This is a genomic window from Aeromonas sp. R4-1, assembly GCF_040908325.1.
Taxonomy (GTDB): Bacteria; Pseudomonadota; Gammaproteobacteria; order Enterobacterales; family Aeromonadaceae; genus Aeromonas; species Aeromonas veronii.
This window is the reverse complement of the sequence record NZ_JBFODM010000074.1, coordinates 45,228-63,945: the sequence shown is the minus strand read 5'-3', so window position 1 is coordinate 63,945 and position 18,718 is coordinate 45,228. Positions and strand designations below refer to the sequence as shown.

At 59.7% G+C, this 18,718-nt stretch carries 17 protein-coding genes and 2 pseudogenes; 11 read left to right on the top strand and 8 right to left on the bottom strand.

All coding sequences use genetic code 11. From position 1 onward, the window contains the following. The first annotated feature begins 316 nt into the window (after positions 1-316). From AB5Y90_RS13080 to AB5Y90_RS13060, 5 genes are all read left to right on the top strand, one after another. Positions 317-1,360: a GMP reductase gene (locus tag AB5Y90_RS13080; RefSeq protein WP_005348017.1), complete on the top strand. Its 1,044-nt coding sequence runs from the start codon at positions 317-319 to the stop codon at positions 1,358-1,360. A gap of 96 nt (positions 1,361-1,456) precedes the next feature. After that, complete coding sequence (gene earP, locus AB5Y90_RS13075; RefSeq protein ID WP_368166942.1) at positions 1,457-2,665, top strand: elongation factor P maturation arginine rhamnosyltransferase EarP; 1,209 nt, start codon at positions 1,457-1,459, stop codon at positions 2,663-2,665. 45 nt (positions 2,666-2,710) lie between these two features. Further along, positions 2,711-3,277: an elongation factor P gene (gene efp, locus AB5Y90_RS13070; RefSeq protein ID WP_005335100.1), complete on the top strand. Its 567-nt coding sequence runs from the start codon at positions 2,711-2,713 to the stop codon at positions 3,275-3,277. A 134-nt stretch (positions 3,278-3,411) separates the two neighbouring features. Continuing rightward, positions 3,412-4,176 carry a DUF3530 family protein gene (locus AB5Y90_RS13065; protein ID WP_368166940.1) on the top strand — a complete coding sequence of 255 codons (765 nt, stop codon included), beginning with the start codon at positions 3,412-3,414 and terminating at the stop codon, positions 4,174-4,176. A gap of 143 nt (positions 4,177-4,319) precedes the next feature. Further along, a complete protein-coding gene (locus tag AB5Y90_RS13060; RefSeq protein WP_042054714.1) occupies positions 4,320-5,276 on the top strand; it encodes a D-2-hydroxyacid dehydrogenase in 957 nt (318 codons plus the stop codon). 95 nt (positions 5,277-5,371) lie between these two features. Here the strand turns inward: AB5Y90_RS13060 and AB5Y90_RS13055 are convergent, their stop codons facing one another. Continuing rightward, positions 5,372-5,854 carry a hypothetical protein gene (locus AB5Y90_RS13055; protein WP_307896344.1) on the bottom strand — a complete coding sequence of 161 codons (483 nt, stop codon included), beginning with the start codon at positions 5,852-5,854 and terminating at the stop codon, positions 5,372-5,374. 247 nt (positions 5,855-6,101) lie between these two features. After that, a complete protein-coding gene (locus tag AB5Y90_RS13050) occupies positions 6,102-7,652 on the bottom strand; it encodes a sensor domain-containing diguanylate cyclase (RefSeq protein WP_307896343.1) in 1,551 nt (516 codons plus the stop codon). Positions 7,653-7,900: 248 nt separating this feature from the next. Here AB5Y90_RS13050 and AB5Y90_RS13045 point away from each other — a divergent pair, with 248 nt between their 5' ends. Next, complete coding sequence (locus AB5Y90_RS13045) at positions 7,901-8,503, top strand: nitroreductase family protein (RefSeq protein ID WP_307896342.1); 603 nt, start codon at positions 7,901-7,903, stop codon at positions 8,501-8,503. A 114-nt stretch (positions 8,504-8,617) separates the two neighbouring features. Here AB5Y90_RS13045 and AB5Y90_RS13040 read toward each other — a convergent pair whose 3' ends face one another. Together AB5Y90_RS13040 and AB5Y90_RS13035 are read right to left on the bottom strand one after the other, a co-directional pair. Beyond that, the gene (locus AB5Y90_RS13040; protein ID WP_307896822.1) at positions 8,618-9,265 is read right to left on the bottom strand and encodes an HAD-IA family hydrolase; all 648 of its coding nucleotides are present in this window, start codon (positions 9,263-9,265) and stop codon (positions 8,618-8,620) included. Between the two features lie 39 nt (positions 9,266-9,304). Next, a pseudogene (locus AB5Y90_RS13035) lies at positions 9,305-9,511 on the bottom strand (hypothetical protein); the annotation flags it as partial. Positions 9,512-9,627: 116 nt separating this feature from the next. On the opposite strand from AB5Y90_RS13035, the gene AB5Y90_RS13030 reads away from it, so the two are divergent. Continuing rightward, positions 9,628-10,536: a LysR family transcriptional regulator gene (locus AB5Y90_RS13030; RefSeq protein WP_042054720.1), complete on the top strand. Its 909-nt coding sequence runs from the start codon at positions 9,628-9,630 to the stop codon at positions 10,534-10,536. A 92-nt stretch (positions 10,537-10,628) separates the two neighbouring features. Here the strand turns inward: AB5Y90_RS13030 and AB5Y90_RS13025 are convergent, their stop codons facing one another. From AB5Y90_RS13025 to AB5Y90_RS13010, 4 genes and pseudogenes are all read right to left on the bottom strand, one after another. After that, a complete protein-coding gene (locus AB5Y90_RS13025) occupies positions 10,629-11,567 on the bottom strand; it encodes a sensor domain-containing diguanylate cyclase (RefSeq protein ID WP_307896341.1) in 939 nt (312 codons plus the stop codon). Positions 11,568-11,766: 199 nt separating this feature from the next. Further along, positions 11,767-12,423, bottom strand: a complete 657-nt coding sequence (locus tag AB5Y90_RS13020) for a cold shock domain-containing protein (RefSeq protein ID WP_307896821.1) — start codon at positions 12,421-12,423, stop codon at positions 11,767-11,769. A 132-nt stretch (positions 12,424-12,555) separates the two neighbouring features. After that, positions 12,556-13,118: pseudogene (locus AB5Y90_RS13015) on the bottom strand (cysteine hydrolase family protein). A gap of 49 nt (positions 13,119-13,167) precedes the next feature. Continuing rightward, positions 13,168-14,331 carry an FAD-dependent oxidoreductase gene (locus AB5Y90_RS13010; RefSeq protein ID WP_307896340.1) on the bottom strand — a complete coding sequence of 388 codons (1,164 nt, stop codon included), beginning with the start codon at positions 14,329-14,331 and terminating at the stop codon, positions 13,168-13,170. A 265-nt stretch (positions 14,332-14,596) separates the two neighbouring features. Here AB5Y90_RS13010 and miaB point away from each other — a divergent pair, with 265 nt between their 5' ends. The 4 genes from miaB (at position 14,597) to corC (ending at position 18,575) form a co-directional block, all read left to right on the top strand. Next, positions 14,597-16,030, top strand: coding sequence for a tRNA (N6-isopentenyl adenosine(37)-C2)-methylthiotransferase MiaB (miaB, locus tag AB5Y90_RS13005; RefSeq protein WP_005335132.1), 1,434 nt, complete (start codon positions 14,597-14,599; stop codon positions 16,028-16,030). Positions 16,031-16,084: 54 nt separating this feature from the next. Further along, a complete protein-coding gene (locus AB5Y90_RS13000) occupies positions 16,085-17,134 on the top strand; it encodes a PhoH family protein (RefSeq protein ID WP_157162094.1) in 1,050 nt (349 codons plus the stop codon). Further along, on the top strand, positions 17,131-17,595 hold the full coding sequence (ybeY, locus tag AB5Y90_RS12995) for an rRNA maturation RNase YbeY (RefSeq protein WP_005354089.1): 465 nt from the start codon (positions 17,131-17,133) through the stop codon (positions 17,593-17,595). Before AB5Y90_RS13000 ends, ybeY begins: the two co-directional genes overlap by 4 nt. A gap of 95 nt (positions 17,596-17,690) precedes the next feature. Further along, a complete protein-coding gene (corC, locus tag AB5Y90_RS12990; protein WP_005354092.1) occupies positions 17,691-18,575 on the top strand; it encodes a CNNM family magnesium/cobalt transport protein CorC in 885 nt (294 codons plus the stop codon). Positions 18,576-18,718 lie beyond the last annotated feature (143 nt).

The following is an 18,718-nucleotide window of genomic DNA, read 5'->3' as shown; positions in this document are numbered from 1 at the left end:
TTTATTTCAGCTACTTGGATAATATCTGGCGGGTCAGGAGAGAGACGACAAAGAGTGGCCGAACGGCGGCCCAAGCGGGCGGGAATATCGTAGGAGAGCAAGGCACCGAACGGTGCTGGATGAAACTGGTGGTTAACCTCAGGTTGTGACGCCAAAGGCTACCACAAGGATTTACAAATTATCAGTCTTGTTCTGAAGGGATTTTTGCCTACACTGTTGTAAACCGGAGGGCCTGAAAACCACCGGTTTTTTTGCGCCTGCCGAAAATTTGCCACTGCAAAAGTGACTTTCAACAAGGCTCAATAAGGAATTTGTAATGCGTATCGAAGAAGACTTGAAGCTCGGTTTCAAGGATGTCCTGTTCCGCCCCAAGCGCTCTACTCTCAAGAGCCGTTCCCAAGTAAGCCTGACCCGTCAGTTCACCTTCAAACACACTCAGACCCAATGGCAAGGCGTACCCGTTATCGCCGCCAACATGGATACCGTCGGCAGCTTCGCCATGGCGCGCACGCTGGCCGGTTTCGAGATGATGACCGCGGTACACAAGCACTACAGCCTTGAGCAGTGGCAAGCTTTCGTCAACGAGACCGATCCGGCGCTGCTGGGCCATGTGATGGTCTCCACCGGCACCTCGGCTGAAGATTTCGCCAAGACCCGCCAAATCCTCGCCATGTCCGAAGCGCTGCGCTTCATCTGTGTCGATGTGGCCAACGGCTACTCCGAGCACTTCGTCGAGTTCGTGCGCAAAATTCGTGAAGCCTGCCCCAACCACGTCATTCTGGCGGGCAACGTGGTGACCGGCGAGATGGTCGAAGAGCTGATCCTCTCCGGCGCCGACATCGTCAAGGTCGGCATCGGCCCGGGCTCCGTCTGCACCACTCGCGTCAAGACCGGTGTCGGTTATCCGCAGCTCTCCGCCATCATCGAGTGTGCCGATGCGGCCCACGGCCTCGGCGGCCAGATCGTCGGTGACGGCGGCTGCACCTGCCCGGGCGACGTCGCCAAAGCCTTCGGCGGAGGCGCCGACTTCGTGATGCTGGGCGGCATGCTGGCAGCCCACGAAGAGTGCGGTGGCGAGATCGTCGATGTAGACGGCGAACCCTTCATGAAGTTCTACGGCATGAGCTCCTCCAGCGCCATGGACAAGCACGCCGGTGGCGTCGCCGAATACCGCGCCTCCGAGGGTAAAACCGTGCTGCTGCCCTACCGCGGCCCGGTCGAGAACGCCGTGCGCGACATTCTGGGCGGCGTGCGCTCCACCTGTACCTACGTGGGCGCCAGCCAGCTGAAAGAGCTCACCAAGCGCACCACCTTTATCCGGGTACGCGAGCAAGAGAACAACGTCTACGGCAAGGAGTAACCTGCCACAGACCGCCGTCACGCGCTGACGGTTAGAAGCCAGTCAACCGGTGTGCTACCCTGCGCACCGGTTTTTTTGCATTTGGAACCCCGCGCCATGACTACTCCCCTGCCCCCGTTTGACTGGGACATCTTCTGCTGCGTCGTCGACAACTTCGGCGACATCGGTGTCACCTGGCGACTCGCCCGCCAGCTAAAACGGGAGGGGAATATTGCGGCACATGGCAATAAGGTTCAGGTGCGGCTCTGGGTGGACGATCTGACAAGTTTCGCCCGCATCTGCCCCGGGCTCGACCCGGCGCAGGATGGCCAGTGGGTCGATGGCATCTATATCCAGCACTGGCATGAGACCCTGCCGACCGACATGACCCCGGCCAGAGTGGTGATCGAGGCCTTTGCCTGCGAACTGCCCGCCCCCTTCATTGAACGAATGGCTGAACTGATGGCAAGCCAACCCAAGCCCCCCTGCTGGATCAATCTGGAGTACCTCTCGGCGGAGAGCTGGGTCGAGGATTGCCACGGCCTCGCCTCGCCCCAGCGTGTTGGCAATAAAAGCCTCAACAAATACTTCTTCTTCCCGGGCTTTACCGCTAAAACCGGCGGCCTGTTGTGCGAACACGACCTCATCGCCGAACGGGAACAGTGGCAGCAAGATGATGCGGGACTGGCAGCCTACTGGGCCAGCCTCGGTTTGCCGCCCAGACAAGAGCACGAGCTGCGGGTCAGCCTCTTTACCTACGAGAGCGATGCGCTGCAAAGCCTGGTCGAGAGCTGGTGCCAGAGCGCCACACCCGTCACCCTGCTGCTGCCGCTGGGGCGCTCTCTCAACGATGTGCTCACCGGTGCCGGTCTGGCAGATGCCATCACCACCGCCCAAGCGGGGGATCTGCTCCACTCGGGCAACCTCACCATCAAGCTGCTGCCGATGACCGATCAGGCCGGTTACGATCGGCTGCTGTGGAGCTGCGATCTCAATCTGGTGCGCGGGGAGGACTCCTTCGTGCGGGCCCAGTGGGCCGCTCGCCCTTTCCTCTGGCATATCTACCAACAGGAGGAGGAGGCCCATCTGATCAAGCTGGAGCAGTTCCTCGACCACTATCTTGCTGATCTGCCTGCCGATTGCGGCCAATGGCTGCGCCGCTTCAATCTGGCTCTCAACCGTGGTGAAGATTGCCGCGAACTCTGGGCCCAATGGCCGCAATACAGCGCGATTTGGCTGCAACATGGGCGACTCTGGTCACAGAAGCTGCTCCGGGATGGGGATCTCGTCACGAGGTTGGTGAAATTTTTAGAAAGCCGTATATAATCTGGCAGTTTTTATCCGTCCGTTTCACGAACAGGAATTTTTTACATGAAAACCGCACAGGAAATCCGCGCTGGTAACGTAGTCATGATCGGCACCGAGCCGATGGTGGTCCAGAAGGCTGAATTCAACAAATCCGGCCGTAACTCCGCCGTGGTCAAAATGAAGCTGAAGGGCCTGCTGAACGGCAGCGCTACCGAGACCGTCTTCAAGGCCGACGACAAGCTGGACGTTGTTCAGCTGGAGCGTAAAGAGTGCACCTACTCCTACTTCTCCGACCCCCTGTATGTCTTTATGGACACCGAGTACAACCAGTACGACGTAGAGAAAGACAACCTGGGTGACGTGCTGAACTACCTGGTAGACGGCATGGAAGATCTGTGTGAAGTGACTTTCTACAACGAGAAAGCCATCTCCGTAGAACTGCCGACCACCATCGTGCGCGAAGTTGAGTACACCGAGCCGGCTGCCCGTGGCGACACCTCCGGTAAAGTGACCAAGCCTGCCCGTCTGAAAGGCACTACCTACGAGCTGGCTGTTGCCGCTTTCGTAGAGATCGGTGACAAGATCGAAATCGATACCCGCACCGGTGAATTCAAGCGTCGCGTCAACTAATTGACCGCTTTGAATTGATTGCAAAAAAGCGAGCCTCCGGCTCGCTTTTTTATTGTCTCCGAGTTGCCATCACATCGCCCGCCTTCAGAAAATCCCGCCGCCGCCGCTAACCCAGATAACCGGGGGAGCACACTATGGCCAGATTATCCTTATCACTGCTGTTATTGACCTTGCTGGCTGGCCATGTCGCGCAGGCGAGCGACGTTGCACCGCCCATCGCGGAGCCACTCCCCCTCGATCACTGGCAAGCAAGCGACTGGAAAGGGCAACCCGAAGCCACCCAGATCGAAAAGCAGACGGTGCTGTTCGCCAAACACGACAGTGAAACCTATCTAGGGCTCGCCATTTTACTGCCCGACTGGCAGCGCAGCGGCCAGCTGTGGCAACTGACTCGCGCCCTCGGCCGACTGGGCTTTGATACCCTGCTGCTGCTCCCCTCTCCCCAGCAGACCGAACTGGACCCAGCCGCCGAGAAAAAAGCGAAAAACAGCGATACATTTCGCAAACAGTTTGCCGAGCGGATCAGCAAGCTGGCGGATGCCAAGCTGCAGGAGGGGGGCTTCAAGCTGATCCTGGCGCAAGGCACCGGCGCCGCTTGGACTGCCAACCTTATCGCCAGCGAACAGTTACCCGCCCCCGACGCGCTGGTGCTGCTCGATGGCTTCTTCCCCAATCAGCAGAGCAATCAGACCTTGGCCAAACAGGTGGCTCAGGCGGCCATCCCCACACTCGATCTCTATCAGGAGGATGGCGGTCGCTGGCCACTGCTGGCCGCCGAGGCCCGCAAAAGCGAGAGCCGGCGCAGCAACAAGCTCAACTATCGCCCCTACGCCCTGCTGGAGCTGGAGGAGACCCCCACCCGCATTCAGGGCTGGCTCAACCATCTGGGCTGGCTCTAAACCGGCCGCTACCGTGGCGCAATAAAGCGCGCAAGCTCACATCTGCCGGATAAAGCCCCGCCATGACACAGCGGCAGGCTGGCCCTGACTGCATCCTCTTTGGCATCATGGCCTCTCGAACCTGAACAATGGCAGGAAGGCCCATGCAGCAGATTGTGTTTCTCGACAGCGATACCCTGGATGCGGGCATCACCCTGCATCATCCCGACTTTCCCCACCACTGGCAGAGTTATCCCAGCACGACCCCAGAACAGGTGGTCGAGCGGCTGAAAGATGCCAGCATCGCCATCATCAACAAAGTACGGATCGGCGCCGCCGAACTGGCCCAGTTGCCTGAGCTCAAACTCATCGCGCTCGCCGCAACCGGCAGCGACAACGTGGATCTGGAAGCGTGCCGCGCCGCCAACGTCGGGGTGTGCAATATCCGCAACTACTCGGGCCCCTCGGTGCCGGAGCACGCCATGGCGCTGATGCTGGCCCTGTCGCGCAACCTCTTCTGCTGGCGCCAGTCGCTGCTGGAGGGACGCTGGCAACAGAGCGGCCAGTTCTGCTTTTTCGACCACAACATCATGGATCTGCACGGCAAGCAGCTTGGCATCATCGGCAAAGGGACACTCGGTCAGGCGCTCGGCGAGCGGGCCAAAGGGATGGGGATGACAGTGCGTTACGCCCAGAGCCAGGTCGGCACCAGTCACGACGAGGATCGCCTACCCCTCGACGAGTTGCTGCAAAGTTCGGATGTGATCAGCCTGCACTGCCCGCTCACCCCCTACACCCGCAACCTCATTGGCAAGCGGGAGCTGGATCTGATGAAACCGGGCGCCCTGCTGATCAACGTCGGCCGCGGTGGGCTGGTGGATGAGGAGGCGCTGCTGCAAGCGCTGGCCAACGGCCGCCTCGGTGGCGCCGGTTTCGATGTGGCGAGCGTCGAACCCCCGCCCCCCGACCATCCCTTGATGAAGGCGCTGCAATACCCCCACTTCATTCTGACCCCCCATGTGGCCTGGGCCAGCGAGGAGTCGATGCAGCGACTGGCCGACCAGCTTATCGACAACATCAACGCCTTTGCCGCCGGTCGCCGCCAGCACCGGCTGGTGTAACCACACGAGCGAGTCACCGCAAAATCGAGTGACCACACCATGCAAAACGGGACCAACAGGCCCCGTTTGCATCTTCCGCACTCACTGCACACGCATCAATCGTCGTCATGCCATCTGTGCTTCTTATGCTTTTTGTACTTCTTGTGGTGCTTGTGATGGTGATGATCGTCGTCATCATCGTAATAGCGATCCTGGCTCTTATGACCATCGCCGGTCTTGGCACCGATGGCCGAACCGCTCGCCCCGCCGCCCCCGGCGCCGATCAGCTGACCGGTATCGCCACCGACACTCTTGCCGATGGCGGCACCACCCAGCGCCCCCACCGCGCCGCCAAGGGCCGCTTCATTCTTGTTGCCCTTGTTGGCCGTCGCAGCCCCACCGGCAGCACCGCCCAATGCAGCCCCCACCAACGCACCGGTATCACCCCCCAGCTCCTTGCCGATCATGGTGCCCGCCACACCACCTGCGCCGCCACCCAAAATGGTATTGAGGGTCTCGGAGGCGTGCACGGTCGTGCTGCCAGCCAGCAAGGCGCCCAGCAGTGCCAGTGCGCGAAGAGCACGCGAATTCATCTCCATGGGTACTCCTGTCAAACCTGATTAATATTCAGCGGCACTATACAAAGCGCCACGGGGTTCGCCAGCCAGCAGAAATGAGGGATGCGACAGTCAATGGCCGCACGGCTACTGCCAAAAATGGAAGAGTAAAATCAAGCGATTGAATTTAAAGATTAAAATCACCAAAAAGCCAAACTATTACGGCAGGGTGACCCACAATCTGGTTGTCGTGTCCCGGCACAGACCCGCCGCGCTGGGACAAAAGCTGTCAGTCAGCAGCCTCATCCGCCAGATGCCAGCAGTCCCGGCCAGCCTCCTTGCTACGATAAAGGGCTGCATCAGCACGCTCGAAGATGGGGTCGGCGACGGGTGAATGGCAGGCGCCGCCGATACTCAAGGTGACCTGTCCCTTGTGCTCACGCCACTGTTGATGTCGCACCACGTCAAGCAGACAACTGAGCTTCTCCGCCAGCTCATCCTGTGGCTGTTGCAGCAGAGCGGCAAACTCATCGCCCCCAATCCGGTAAACCGTGCTCACCCCCAGCACATCAGCAAGACAGTTGGCCACCCGACACAGCACCTGATCGCCGAAGGCATGACCCCGACTGTCATTGAGTCTTTTGAAGTGATCAATATCAAACAGCAGCAGCCAGAAGCGCTCCCCCCTCAGCTCCAGCGCGCTCTTGTGCTGCTCGAAGGCTCGCCGGTTCATGATACCGGTCAGAGGGTCCCGCAACAGCGCATCCTGCCCCTTGAGGAAGCTGGCCCTGACCTGATCGATCTCGTTCAAGCTGCGTCGCACAAACCAGGTATTGGCCTTGGTGATGGGGGGAGAACTCTCCAGATTGCGCACGATACCGGTCAGTGAACCCGACACCAGCGCCTGCTCCTGGCGGAAGATCCGCACCAGCAGACTCAGTGTGCAACACCAGATGGCAAACAGGGAGATCAATGGCAAAACCACCATCTGCAGCGCCTCATAGAGGCTGCTGCGAAACAGCACGGGCGGCAGATAGATATTGAGATCCCAGCCAATGTCCGCCAGCTCGCGCTTAAGGAAAGTGCCATGACACAACACATCCAGACCGAGCCACTGCTGGCCCTGATGCTGCTCGATGGGGTGATCTGCCAGCAGATCCATATTGCTGCCCACCACCAGCTGGCCGCTGTCGCGCAAGGTAAGATAAAGCGCAGCCTGATTGCCACCAACCGTCCGCTGTAGCGCCTGCTGCAGCGAGTCGAATGACATGTCGACCATCAGCAGCCCCAGCAGTTGCCCCTGATCGTCCCGCACCCGTTTGATCAGGCTGAGTATCAGTTTATTGGTATTGTATTCAGGATAGGGGCCAAACCAGACGAGCTCGTCGCCCGGCATGGTGGTCACCTGATACCAGGGTCGCAGCGCCGCCTGATAACCAGGGGGCGGTAGCCAGTCCGGGTAGCTGTCGATACGATCCGCGTTCAGGTTGTAAAAGTAGATGTAGTGGTTGCCTGGTTTGATCTTGTGCGCAATGGCCCAGATGGGGGAATCGGCCAGCCCGCCGCGAGCGATCTTCTCCTTGTCGAGCGAAGCCTCCAGCACTGCCAGTTGCCGCTCATTGACCTTCACCATCTCGTGGATCAGGGACGCTTCAACGGAGGATGCCATGTGGCCGAAGCCGGATACCGTCATGTCGATATCCCTCAGATAGCTGGCAATAGCCATGATGATCGTCACGATCAGGATCATCAAACCAATCAATGCAGAGAGGGGGACCAGCACATAGTAGCGTTTATTGAGATACGAACGGCTCACATCACATCCGAACCAAGAAAACATACGGGGATTGTGGGAGAGAAAAGAGAGTAAATCATTGATTAATATCACTTTCGCGCCCCTTAAATGACACTTCCAACACTAACGAAACGTCAAGGTTCGCAAACGAATATCAACTGACAGGAAAAACGCTAGTTACCCCGGGTTAACCCCGCTCTGCATCGTGGGTGTTATAGTCTATACCTGATTCGGCAGGCGCTGGACAAACCGTCCATCACCGGCTGCAACGCCAAGCAGAACAAGGAGATGTTATGAGCAGTCCGTTTATCGAACAGATCAAAGCACGTCGTACCATCTATGCCCTGGGCGACCAGGTGTCCCACACACCGGAGCAGCTGACGGCCCTGATCCAGGATGCCATCAGGCACAGCCCCTCCTCCTTCAACTCCCAGAGCTCCCGTGCCGTCATCCTGTTTGGCGCCCAGCACCACAAGCTGTGGGATATCGTCAAAGCCGAGCTGAAAAAGATTGTGCCGCCGGAGGCCTACGCCCAGAGTGAGGCCAAGGTAGATGGCAGCTTCCGCGCAGGCTTCGGTACCGTGCTGTTCTTCGAAGACACCGACGTCATCAAGGATCTGCAGCAAAAATTTGCCCTCTATGCCGACAACTTCCCCATCTGGTCGGAACATGCCACCGGCATCGCCCAGTTTGCGGTCTGGGCAACGCTGGCGCAGGAGAAAGTCGGTGCCTCCCTGCAGCACTACAACCCGCTGATCGACGAGGCGGTACGTAAGGAGTGGAACCTGCCCGCCAGCTGGCTGCTGCGCGCCCAGATGCCCTTTGGCAGCATCAAGCAACCGGCCGGCGACAAGACCTTTATCGACGACGCTACCCGTTTCCGCGTTTTCAAATAACCGTTGAGAAAGCAAAACGCCCCCGCATCTCGGGGGCGTTTTTATTGCGGCATACAGTGTTGATGGCGATGGTTCATACCGCAATCTGCGGTCGTAATACGCTCTATCCACCGCTCAGGCGAGCAGCGTCACCAGCAGAGATGTCTCTCCAGGTTCCACCTTCACCTCGCGCCAGTCGCGGATCACCGCCACCACCGCCGGATTGAGCGGCGCATCGCCCCCTACCTGCACCACGGTGCAACCTGCACGCTGGGCGCTCTCGATACCGGCTGGGGCATCCTCGAACACCAAGCAACGAGCGGGCGAGACGCCAAGCCGTTCAGCCCCCAGCAGATAGGGCTCGGGATCGGGCTTGCCATTGATCACAGCTTCGGCCCCCACCAGCAGGTTGGGCAGCGGCAAACCGGCACAACTCAGGCGATGGCGGGCAACCCGCTCACTGGCGGAGGTCACAATGGCCCAATGCTCTGGCGGCAAGCGGCGCAGCAACTCGCCAGCCCCAAAGATGGCGTCGCCACCGGTATGCAGCATCTCCAGCTCGTCGAGGCGCGCGGCCTCCCGCTCCACATCCAACTGCGGGGCCAACGCCCGGATCACCTCACGTGAGCGCATACCGTGGCACATAGCCAACACCGGCTCTGGGGCAAGCTGATGATGCTGGCACCAGAGCCGCCACACCTTCTCCACATCGCCGGTCGAGCAGACCAGGGTGCCATCCATATCGAGCAGCAGGGCGGATACCGACAGGGTGATCGTGTTCATGCCAGCACTCATACAGGCACCCCGGCCAGCTCGGGCAGAGAGTGCATCGGCAAAGGCCTGCTGCTGGGCGGCACGCTCATAACAGGCCAACGCCTGTTCTGCACTGCCAGCCCACACTTGCAAGGGGCCGACCACAAAACCCTGTTGCAGCAGGCTGGCGAGCAGCTCCCCCGTCTCCGGGGCCGCCAACGGCTGGGCTAGCACCAGCTTGCCCTTGATCAAAAACAGATAACGTTGAGTGGACATGATATGGCTCCTTATTCCGGTTCAGAGGAGGGCGATTCCCCCCTTGCCGAGCCATTAGAACAAGGCGATTAGATAATTTATAATCAATAGATCGCCACTTTGGATAACCAATTGGAATGAAATTTGACTTGAGGCAACTGCAGGCGTTTGTGACGCTGGCCGACACCGCCAACTACCGGGAAGCGGCCAGCCGCCTCTTTATCACCCAACCGGCCCTCACCAAGCAGATCCAGGGGCTGGAGCAGACACTGGGCTGCACCCTGTTCAAGCGGGGTCGCCACGGCGCCGAGCTGACAGCGCTCGGTGCCCAGCTGCTCACTCAGGCGAGTGCGCTGGTCGAGCACGGTCGGGAGTTCGAAAGCCATGCGCTGGCGGTGGCGAGCGGCGTGGCCGGTCGGCTCAAGATTGGCTTCGGCCTGTCGAGTTTCGCACTGGCCCCTGCGCTGGTGGCCCGCTTCAAACAGCAGGTCACGGACGTGATGGTCCATCTGCAGGATATGCCCTCCGCCATCCAGCAGGAGCAGCTGCTCTCCGGCCAGTTACAACTTGGCTTTATGCGCAGACCTCAGGTGCCGCAGTTACAGGAGCACAGATTGCTGATCGACCGACTGGTGCTGGCGGTGCCGACACGAATGACCGAACCAGACCCGGCCGCATTCGACGTCCAGCAGGCACTGACCAGTCAACCCCTGTTGCAGATGGTGGGCCACCGCTGCCCCGGTCTCAGCCAGCAGATCGCCGGTTTTCTCGGCGCCAATCGGCTGACCGGCATGGTTCAGGAGGCCGAAGATATCCAGACGCTGGTGGCGCTGGTCGCGGCGGGCATCGGCAACGCCATCCTGCCACGCAGCGTCAGCTTTATCGCAGGGCCCGATGTCACCCTCTATCCCCTCTCAGGCCCCAGCTCCGAGTGGGAGGTCAGCATGGTATGGAATCCGGACTTTGCCGACCCCATCCGGGATCACTTCGTCAGGCAGGTGATCGCCAGCCATCCCCTGCCGGTGTCGGCCACGCCCGAGCGCTGAAATCAACGCACGCTGTTAGCTAACATCGTGCCACGTCAAAACAGTGCGCCCCCATCAAGGGGGCGCATGCAGAACAAAAGCGGCAATGCGGTTCAACAGCTGGCGCAGTGGCTACGGTTTTTACCCGCCCCCTTGGCGCAATAAAGCGCCGCATCGGCCGCAGCCAGCAACGCCCCTTCCCCCTCCAGCAGTTGCTCTGCCGTGTAGGTAGCAATGCCAATGCTGGCGCTAAGCTGAATATTATTTGCCACCACGATGTCGAGATCGTTGATGGCTTGGCGGATTTCCTCCGCAATCCGCTGGGCCGTATTTTGGTCGGTATTGCCGAGGATCAGGGCAAATTCGTCACCACCAAAACGGCAGGGCAGATCCGCCGGACGCTGGCAGAAGGATTGCAGAAGATGGCCCACCAGCTGGAGCGAGCCATCTCCCATCTGATGACCAAGATGGTCATTGCACGCCTTGAAGTTATCCAGATCCAGCATGATGAGGGAGAGCGGGGTATGTTCCCGCATGCTGCGCCGCCACTCGTTATGCAAAAAACTGTTGAACAGCCGCCGATTAGCCAGTCCGGTCAAAGGATCGTGGAGGGAGAGGCTTTCCACTTCCAGCTCCAGCAGCTTGCGCTCGGTGATATTGATATGGGCGATGGAAAAATATTCGGCATCAAGACCGGGGACCGGCGCGACTCGCATCATAAACCAGCGCTGGGTGTCGGGGCTGTGGCAGGGGTATTCCAGATAGAACTTCTCCTGCTGATGACGGATAACCCGGAGGATCCCCTCCACGGCAGCCAATCCAGAGGGCTCGGCTTCAGCGTCACAAGCCCCCATATAATTGACCCCAATCCAGTTATATCCCTTGGGCATGCCGTTTTGCTCGGCAAACAGATCCCAGGCGAGATTGGTGTAATGGATCACGCCATCCCGATCTATCACCGATATCTGGTCTTCCAGCGAATCCAGCAGCGCAGCCAGATGATGGGCTCGCTCGGCGAAGTGACTCTGCCGCTTCTGTATATCATCCGCCATGGTGGCCATCCTGTGGCAAAAGTGGCATACCGCCATCTATTAACAATTGAGTCAGCAGATAGAGTAAAGCACCCCATTCCCACTTAGCCAACTGAGACCAAATTTCACCATCGAACACCATCCGGCAAGGTTTCAGGCCAGTTTCCCTGTTCCGGATAACAAGAGCACATCATGAGCATATGTATTTGATAAGTCACATTTAATGACCACACCACTGATTTTCGCAAGGGATGCCATCGCCCTCTCCATCCATTTTGGTGTTCGGGCAATGTTGCAAAAACCAGATTGCCTCCTCGCAGGAGGTCATCTGGGAACAATGCTGCCGACCATCACACTGGCGAATAAAGGTCGTTGCCTGTGGCGTGCTGACCTCCTCCTGATTGAAAGAGGAGACCGGCAATGGCGCCATCGACTCGGCCGAGAAACGGGTATAGATGGAAAAAAGGCCGACGAGCACCAGCAGGGGGATCAATTTGCCACTCCAGCTGCTCTTGCGACGTCGATAGGGGTTACTCCGCTCTCTGGTAGAAGTGGGTCGTGGCGGCTGACTTACCGCCCGAAATGATGGCGCCGCCGATGATGCGGCCGAGGGCACGGCATCCGCCAACGTGAGCGGGCGATCGGGGAAAAAGACCTGTAACGCCCTTGGCTTGCCATCCTGGCCACTACCGATCAGATAGGTGACACGCTCCCCCGGCTCTGGCACCCGGCCATCTGATTGCAGCGCCGTAACATGCACAAACAGCCCCGCACTGCGTGATCCATTGGTTGCCTGCTCGGCGCCATTTTGCTCCGGCGTAATAAATCCAAAGCCGCGCGCCTCGTTCCAGCTCGCGATCCGTCCCTGATAACGCATCTGTCCATCCTTGTTGTTATCCATGTGAGCACTATCTTGCCCGACAATCATGTTGCCCAAAAGTGCTGCGGCCCGACAGGGGGCCGCAGAGTCAATCTCAAAACGGTGATCGGGTGCAGCCTGCGTTAAGGATCAAGCCAGCCGGGACACCTTGATGATCTCGGCGATGCGACCCAGCATCCGCAGCGAGGTGTGATGCTCAGTGGCATCTGCGGCGGCGCAGGCATCCTCCAGAATGGTGATGGCGTAGTCGCGATCGTGACCATCCCGCGCTGCCGCCTGAATGGCCCAGCTAGTGCTCACCCCGCACAGATAGAGGTGGTCGATGTGATTGGCCCGCAGCGCAGGCTCCAGCGCCGTGCCATAGAAGGGACTGACCCTGGGCTTGGTCAGCACCAGATCGCCGGGCGGCACATCCAGATCCGGATGAAAGTCGGTGCCGCTGTCAGCCAAAGAGAGCGCCCCCAACTGGTGAGTGCGACCAAACATGGGAGACCCCTTGGGCTGCAGTTGATAGCCGCCGTCAAAGCCCACCTTGATCAGCACAACCAGCCATGAGCGCGGGCATGGGCCAGCGCCTGATTGGCATGCGCAATGGCATCCTGCTCCACCACGTGGGCTGCGGAGGCGGCAATGCGCCCGTCGGGGTGGGCGATGTCGTTGATAAAATCGATCACCAGCAGTGCCTTGTTCATCACCTTTGCTCCTTCGCGCATTCAGCCCGTGCTATCTGGTTTCTACCTGTCAAACCAGCCCCAGTGCATAGCGCAGCGCCATCTCCTTTAAGGGGCCAGCTTTATCCGCCAGATTGAGGGCCAGATTGCGGGCCAGCTTGAGGGGGCCAATCTCGTTGCTGAATACCCCGTAGAAGAGATCCATTCCCGACTGCATCAGCAGGTTGTCGGGGCGACGGCGCCGCTCGTAACGCTCGGCCAACGCCAGTTGATGCCAGTCGGCGCCAGCTCCTTGCAGCAGATCAGCCCAGCAGGCTACATCCTTGAAGCCGAGGTTGACCCCCTGCCCCGCCAACGGGTTGATGGTGTGGGCAGCATCGCCAAGCAACACCACCCGACCGGCGTGATAGTCGTTGGCGTGGCGGCGCACCAGCGGGAAGCTCCCCTTGCCGGTGACGGTAAATCCGCCGAGCCGGCTTGGGAAGTGGCGACGCACCTCGGCGGCAAGCCCTTCGTTGCTCATGGCTGCCAGCGCCCGGATCCGGGCCGGGCTGTCATACCACACCAGAGAGCCGTGCTGGCCTGGTAGTGGCAGGAAGGCGCGCGGGCCGCTTGGGGTGAACTGCTGCCAAGTGATATCTTCCTGCGCAAAGTCGGTGTCGATATTGATCAGCATGCAGTGCTGGCGGTACTCGAAGCGCGATACGCCGATACCCGCCAGCTTGCGGGTGTGGGATTCGGCACCATCGCAAGCCAGCACCCAGCGGGCCGCCAGCTCGGTGTCATCGTCCAGAGTCAGCACAGCTTCATCTGCACTCTGGCGCAGGCTGGTCACCGCCGCCGGGGTGTGGGTCTGGATGGTGGGGAAATCCTCCATCCGTTTGAGCAGGGCGAGCTGCACCAGCCGGTTTTCGATGATGTAGCCGAGCTGGGGCAGACCGAGATCGGCGGAATTGAAGCGGGTGGCAAAACCGTCCAGCTCCCAGGTCTCCAGCCGGCGGTAGGGGCAGAGCCGCATCTGCTGCAGATGGTGCCAGGCACCGGCCTGCTCCAGCAGCGCCACCGAGGCCTGACTGATGGCGGAGACCCGCAGATCCAGCGGCTGCTCCGGCGCGTAATGCTCCGGCAGTTGGGTCTCGATGACCCGCACCGAGAGGCCCTGAGCTGCCAGCAGGCAGGCGGTGGCGGCGCCCACCATACCGGCGCCGACGATGGCGATATCACACTGTTCCATACATTTATTCCTGAAAGGGTGCGTCCGGCGACAGCGCCCGGACGTGAACCGGATGGCTGCATGATAGCGCAAGGGCGACTGATAAACAGTGAGACAAACGGGGAATTGCTGCGTCAAATCAAGGAGAAAGCTTATTGAGCTTGCTGGCAACAGGTATCGGGTGAGCACCATTGCCAGCTGGATATTAGCTAGGCAGTATCCAGATTGCGGAGTAAAATGCGCGGTCCTTTGACCATGCCGATTTCAAAACAAGTCAAGAGAAGCAATGAGCAAGAAACTTCACATTAAAACCTGGGGTTGCCAGATGAACGAGTATGACTCGTCCAAAATGGCCGACCTGTTGGATGCCAGCAATGGCTACACCCTTACCGAAGAGCCCGAAGAGGCAGATGTCTTGCTGCTGAATACCTGCTCCATCCGCGAAAAGGCGCAGGAGAAGGTGTTCCACCAGCTGGGACGCTGGAAAAAGCTCAAGGCCAACAAGCCCGGTCTGGTGATCGGCGTGGGTGGCTGTGTTGCCTCTCAGGAGGGCGATGCCATCCGCCAGCGCGCTCCCTATGTGGATATCGTGTTCGGCCCGCAGACCCTGCATCGCCTGCCCGCCATGATCAAGGAAGTGCAAGAGGGCCGTGGTGCCCAGGTTGATATCGCCTTCCCCGAGATCGAAAAATTCGACAGCCTGCCCGAACCGCGCGCCGAAGGGGCCACCGCGTTCGTCTCCATCATGGAAGGCTGCTCCAAATACTGTACTTACTGCGTGGTGCCCTACACCCGCGGCGAGGAGGTGAGCCGACCGCTGGACGACGTGCTCTACGAAATCGCCCAGCTCGCCCAGCAGGGCGTGCGCGAAGTGAACCTGCTCGGCCAGAACGTCAACGCCTACCGCGGCCCGACCTTTGATGGCGGCATCTGCACCTTCGCCGAGTTGCTGCGTCTGGTGGCCGCCATCGACGGTATCGATCGCATTCGCTACACCACCAGCCACCCGATCGAGTTCACCGACGACATCATCGAAGTCTACAAAGACACCCCGGAAGTAGTCAGCTTCCTGCACCTGCCGGTGCAGAGCGGCTCCGACCGTATTCTGACAATGATGAAGCGCCCGCACACCATCCTGGAGTACAAATCCAAGATCCGTCGCCTGCGTGCCGCCCGTCCCGACATCACCATCAGCTCCGACTTCATCGTTGGCTTCCCGAACGAGACGGACGAAGACTTTGAAGCGACCATGAAGCTGATCGAGGATGTGGGTTTCGACATGAGCTTCAGCTTCATCTTCAGTCCGCGCCCCGGTACGCCGGCCGCCGACATGCCCGACGATGTCGACATGGAAGTGAAGAAAGCCCGTCTGGCCCGCCTGCAGCACGTCATCAACAACCAAGCGATGCAGATTGGCCGCGCCATGCTGGGCACCACCCAGCGCATCCTGGTGGAAGGGCCCTCCAAGCTCGACCCGATGCAGCTGTGTGGCCGCACCGAGAACAACCGGGTAGTCAACTTCGAAGGCCAGCACACCCTGATCGGCGGCTTTGCCGACGTGGAGATCACCGAGGTACGTCCCAACTCCCTGCGCGGCAAGTTCATCCGCGGCGAAAGCGAGATGAACCTGCGGATCGCCACCGCCCCGAGCGAAATCCTGGCCCGTCGCCCGGATAACGTACCGGACGAGCTGGGCGTTGCCGCCTTCACTCCCCATTAATCCCCTCCTCCCCATGCGCCCGGCGGATGGGGAACGCCTTGAGACGAGGATATTTTGAGCCGACACATCTCGACCCTGAATCTGCATCTGGAGCCCGCCGACAACCAGCGCCTTGCCAGCCTGTGCGGCCCCTTCGATGACAATATCAAGCAGCTGGAGCGCCGCCTCGGCGTCGAGATCAGCTACCGTGACAGCCACTTCCAGTTGGTGGGCAAACCGGCCCAGCTGGATGCCGCCGCCGTCATCCTCAAGCACCTCTATGTGGAAACCCAGCCCCTCAAGGGTGGCAAGGTGACCGATATCACCCCCGACATGGTCCATCTGGCCATTCAGGAGTCGCGGGTGCTGGAGCAGGATGACGAACCGGCGCCGAGCATCCCCTATGGCAAGGAGGTGACGGTCAAGACCAAGCGCGGTCTCATCAAGCCACGCAGCCCCAATCAGGCTCAGTACATTGCCAACATCGTGCGCCACGATATCTGCTTCGGCATAGGCCCAGCCGGTACCGGCAAGACCTATCTGGCGGTCGCGGCAGCCGTGGATGCACTGGAGCGTCAGGAAATTCGCCGCATTCTGCTGACCCGCCCAGCGGTGGAAGCAGGCGAGAAGCTGGGCTTCCTGCCCGGCGATCTCTCCCAGAAGGTGGATCCTTACCTGCGCCCCCTCTACGACGCCCTGTTCGAGATGCTGGGCTTTGAGCGGGTCGAGAAGCTGATGGAGCGCAATATCATCGAGGTGGCGCCGCTCGCCTATATGCGCGGAAGAACCCTCAATGACGCCTTTATCATTCTCGATGAGGCCCAGAACACCACCACCGAGCAGATGAAGATGTTCCTCACCCGCATCGGCTTCAACTCTAAGGCCGTGGTCACCGGCGACATCACCCAGGTAGACCTGCCGCGCAACGCCAAATCCGGCCTGCGCCACGCGCTGGAAGTGCTGCCAAAGGTCGATGGTCTGTCGTTCAACTTCTTCGAGTCCAAAGACGTGGTGCGCCACCCGGTGGTGGCCCGTATCGTGCAGGCTTACGAGGCATTCGATGCCAAACAGGCAACCGAGAAGGTGGCCGGCCAAACAAACTCCAGCAAAGAGAGTGAGCAATGAGCGTAACCCTGGATCTGCAACTGGCCAGTGCCAGCACTGACGGCCTGCCCACCGAAGCCCAGCTGCAAGGCTGGCTCGACGGCACCATTCTCGGCTTCCAGCAGGAGGCTGAAGTGACGGTGCGCATCGTCGACGAGGCGGAGAGCAACGAACTCAACCTCACCTATCGCGGCAAGGACAAGCCCACCAACGTGCTCTCCTTCCCGTTCGAGGCGCCACCCGGTCTGGAGCTGCCGCTGCTCGGCGATCTGGTGATCTGCCGTCAGGTGGTAGAGCGCGAGGCCGAGGAGCAGGGCAAGCCCCTCATGGCCCACTGGGCCCACATGGTTGTGCACGGCAGTCTGCATCTGCTAGGTTATGACCATATCGAGGATGAGGAAGCCGAAGAGATGGAAGCGCTTGAGCGCGACATCATGCAGGAGCTCGGTTTTGCCGATCCTTATCTGAACGACGAAGAGTAAAACGCCGGACGGTCATCGACTTGAAACAGCATATGGCCATCCTTATATAACCCGAACTATTTCAAGTGTGTTCATACGAGTAACCAAGAGAGAAAATGACCGACGATCACCCTAGTACCGGCTCGCCGAAGAAAACCTGGCTCGACAAACTCAGCCAACTCTTCCAGGGCGAGCCAAAAGACCGCAATGATTTGGTAGACGTGATAGCCGATGCCGAAGAGCGCGACCTCATCGATCAGGATACCAAGGACATGATCGAGGGGGTGCTGGAGATCGCCGATCTTCGCGTGCGCGATATCATGATCCCCCGCTCCCAGATGGTGACCATCGAGAAGTCCCAACCGGTGGATGCGATCCTGCCAGTGATCATCGAGTCCGGTCACTCCCGCTTCCCGGTGATCAACGAGGACAAGGATCATGTGGAGGGCATACTGCTCGCCAAGGATCTGCTCCCCTTCGGGTTTGGCGGCCATCACGCCAGCGAGCCGCTGCAGCTCGAGAAAATCTTGCGCCCCACGGTGATCGTGCCTGAAAGCAAACGGGTTGACCGTCTCCTCAAGGAGTTCCGTGAAGAGCGCTACCACATGGCCATCGTGGTCGACGAATTTGGTGGCGTCTCCGGTCTGGTGACAATCGAAGACATACTGGAACTGATCGTTGGCGAGATCGACGACGAGTTTGACGACATCGAGGATGAGCCGGACGAAATCCGCCGCCTCAGCAAGCGGGTCTTCTCCATCAGCGCCCTGACCGAGATCGAGGATTTCAACGACTTCTTCGGCACCAAATTCAGCGATGAAGAGGTGGATACTGTGGGTGGTCTGGTAATGCACGCCTTCAGCCACTTGCCAAAGAAGGGCGAGGAGATTGAGCTGGACGGCTACCTGTTCAAGGTGATGCATGCCGACCGGCGCCGTCTGCAGCAACTGCAGGTGAAGATCCCCGAACACCACGCGGCGGCGCAATCCGAGCCGCAATAGGCAGCTCTGCTCGATGTGTGAAACAACGCCCCGACCTCGGGGCGTTGTGCTCTCTGCCACCGGCATCGAGGCTCGCCGTTGCCACGCTTACAGGTTAAGATACCGGCCATTCGACCCCAGTTGCACACCAAGACGAGCACCAT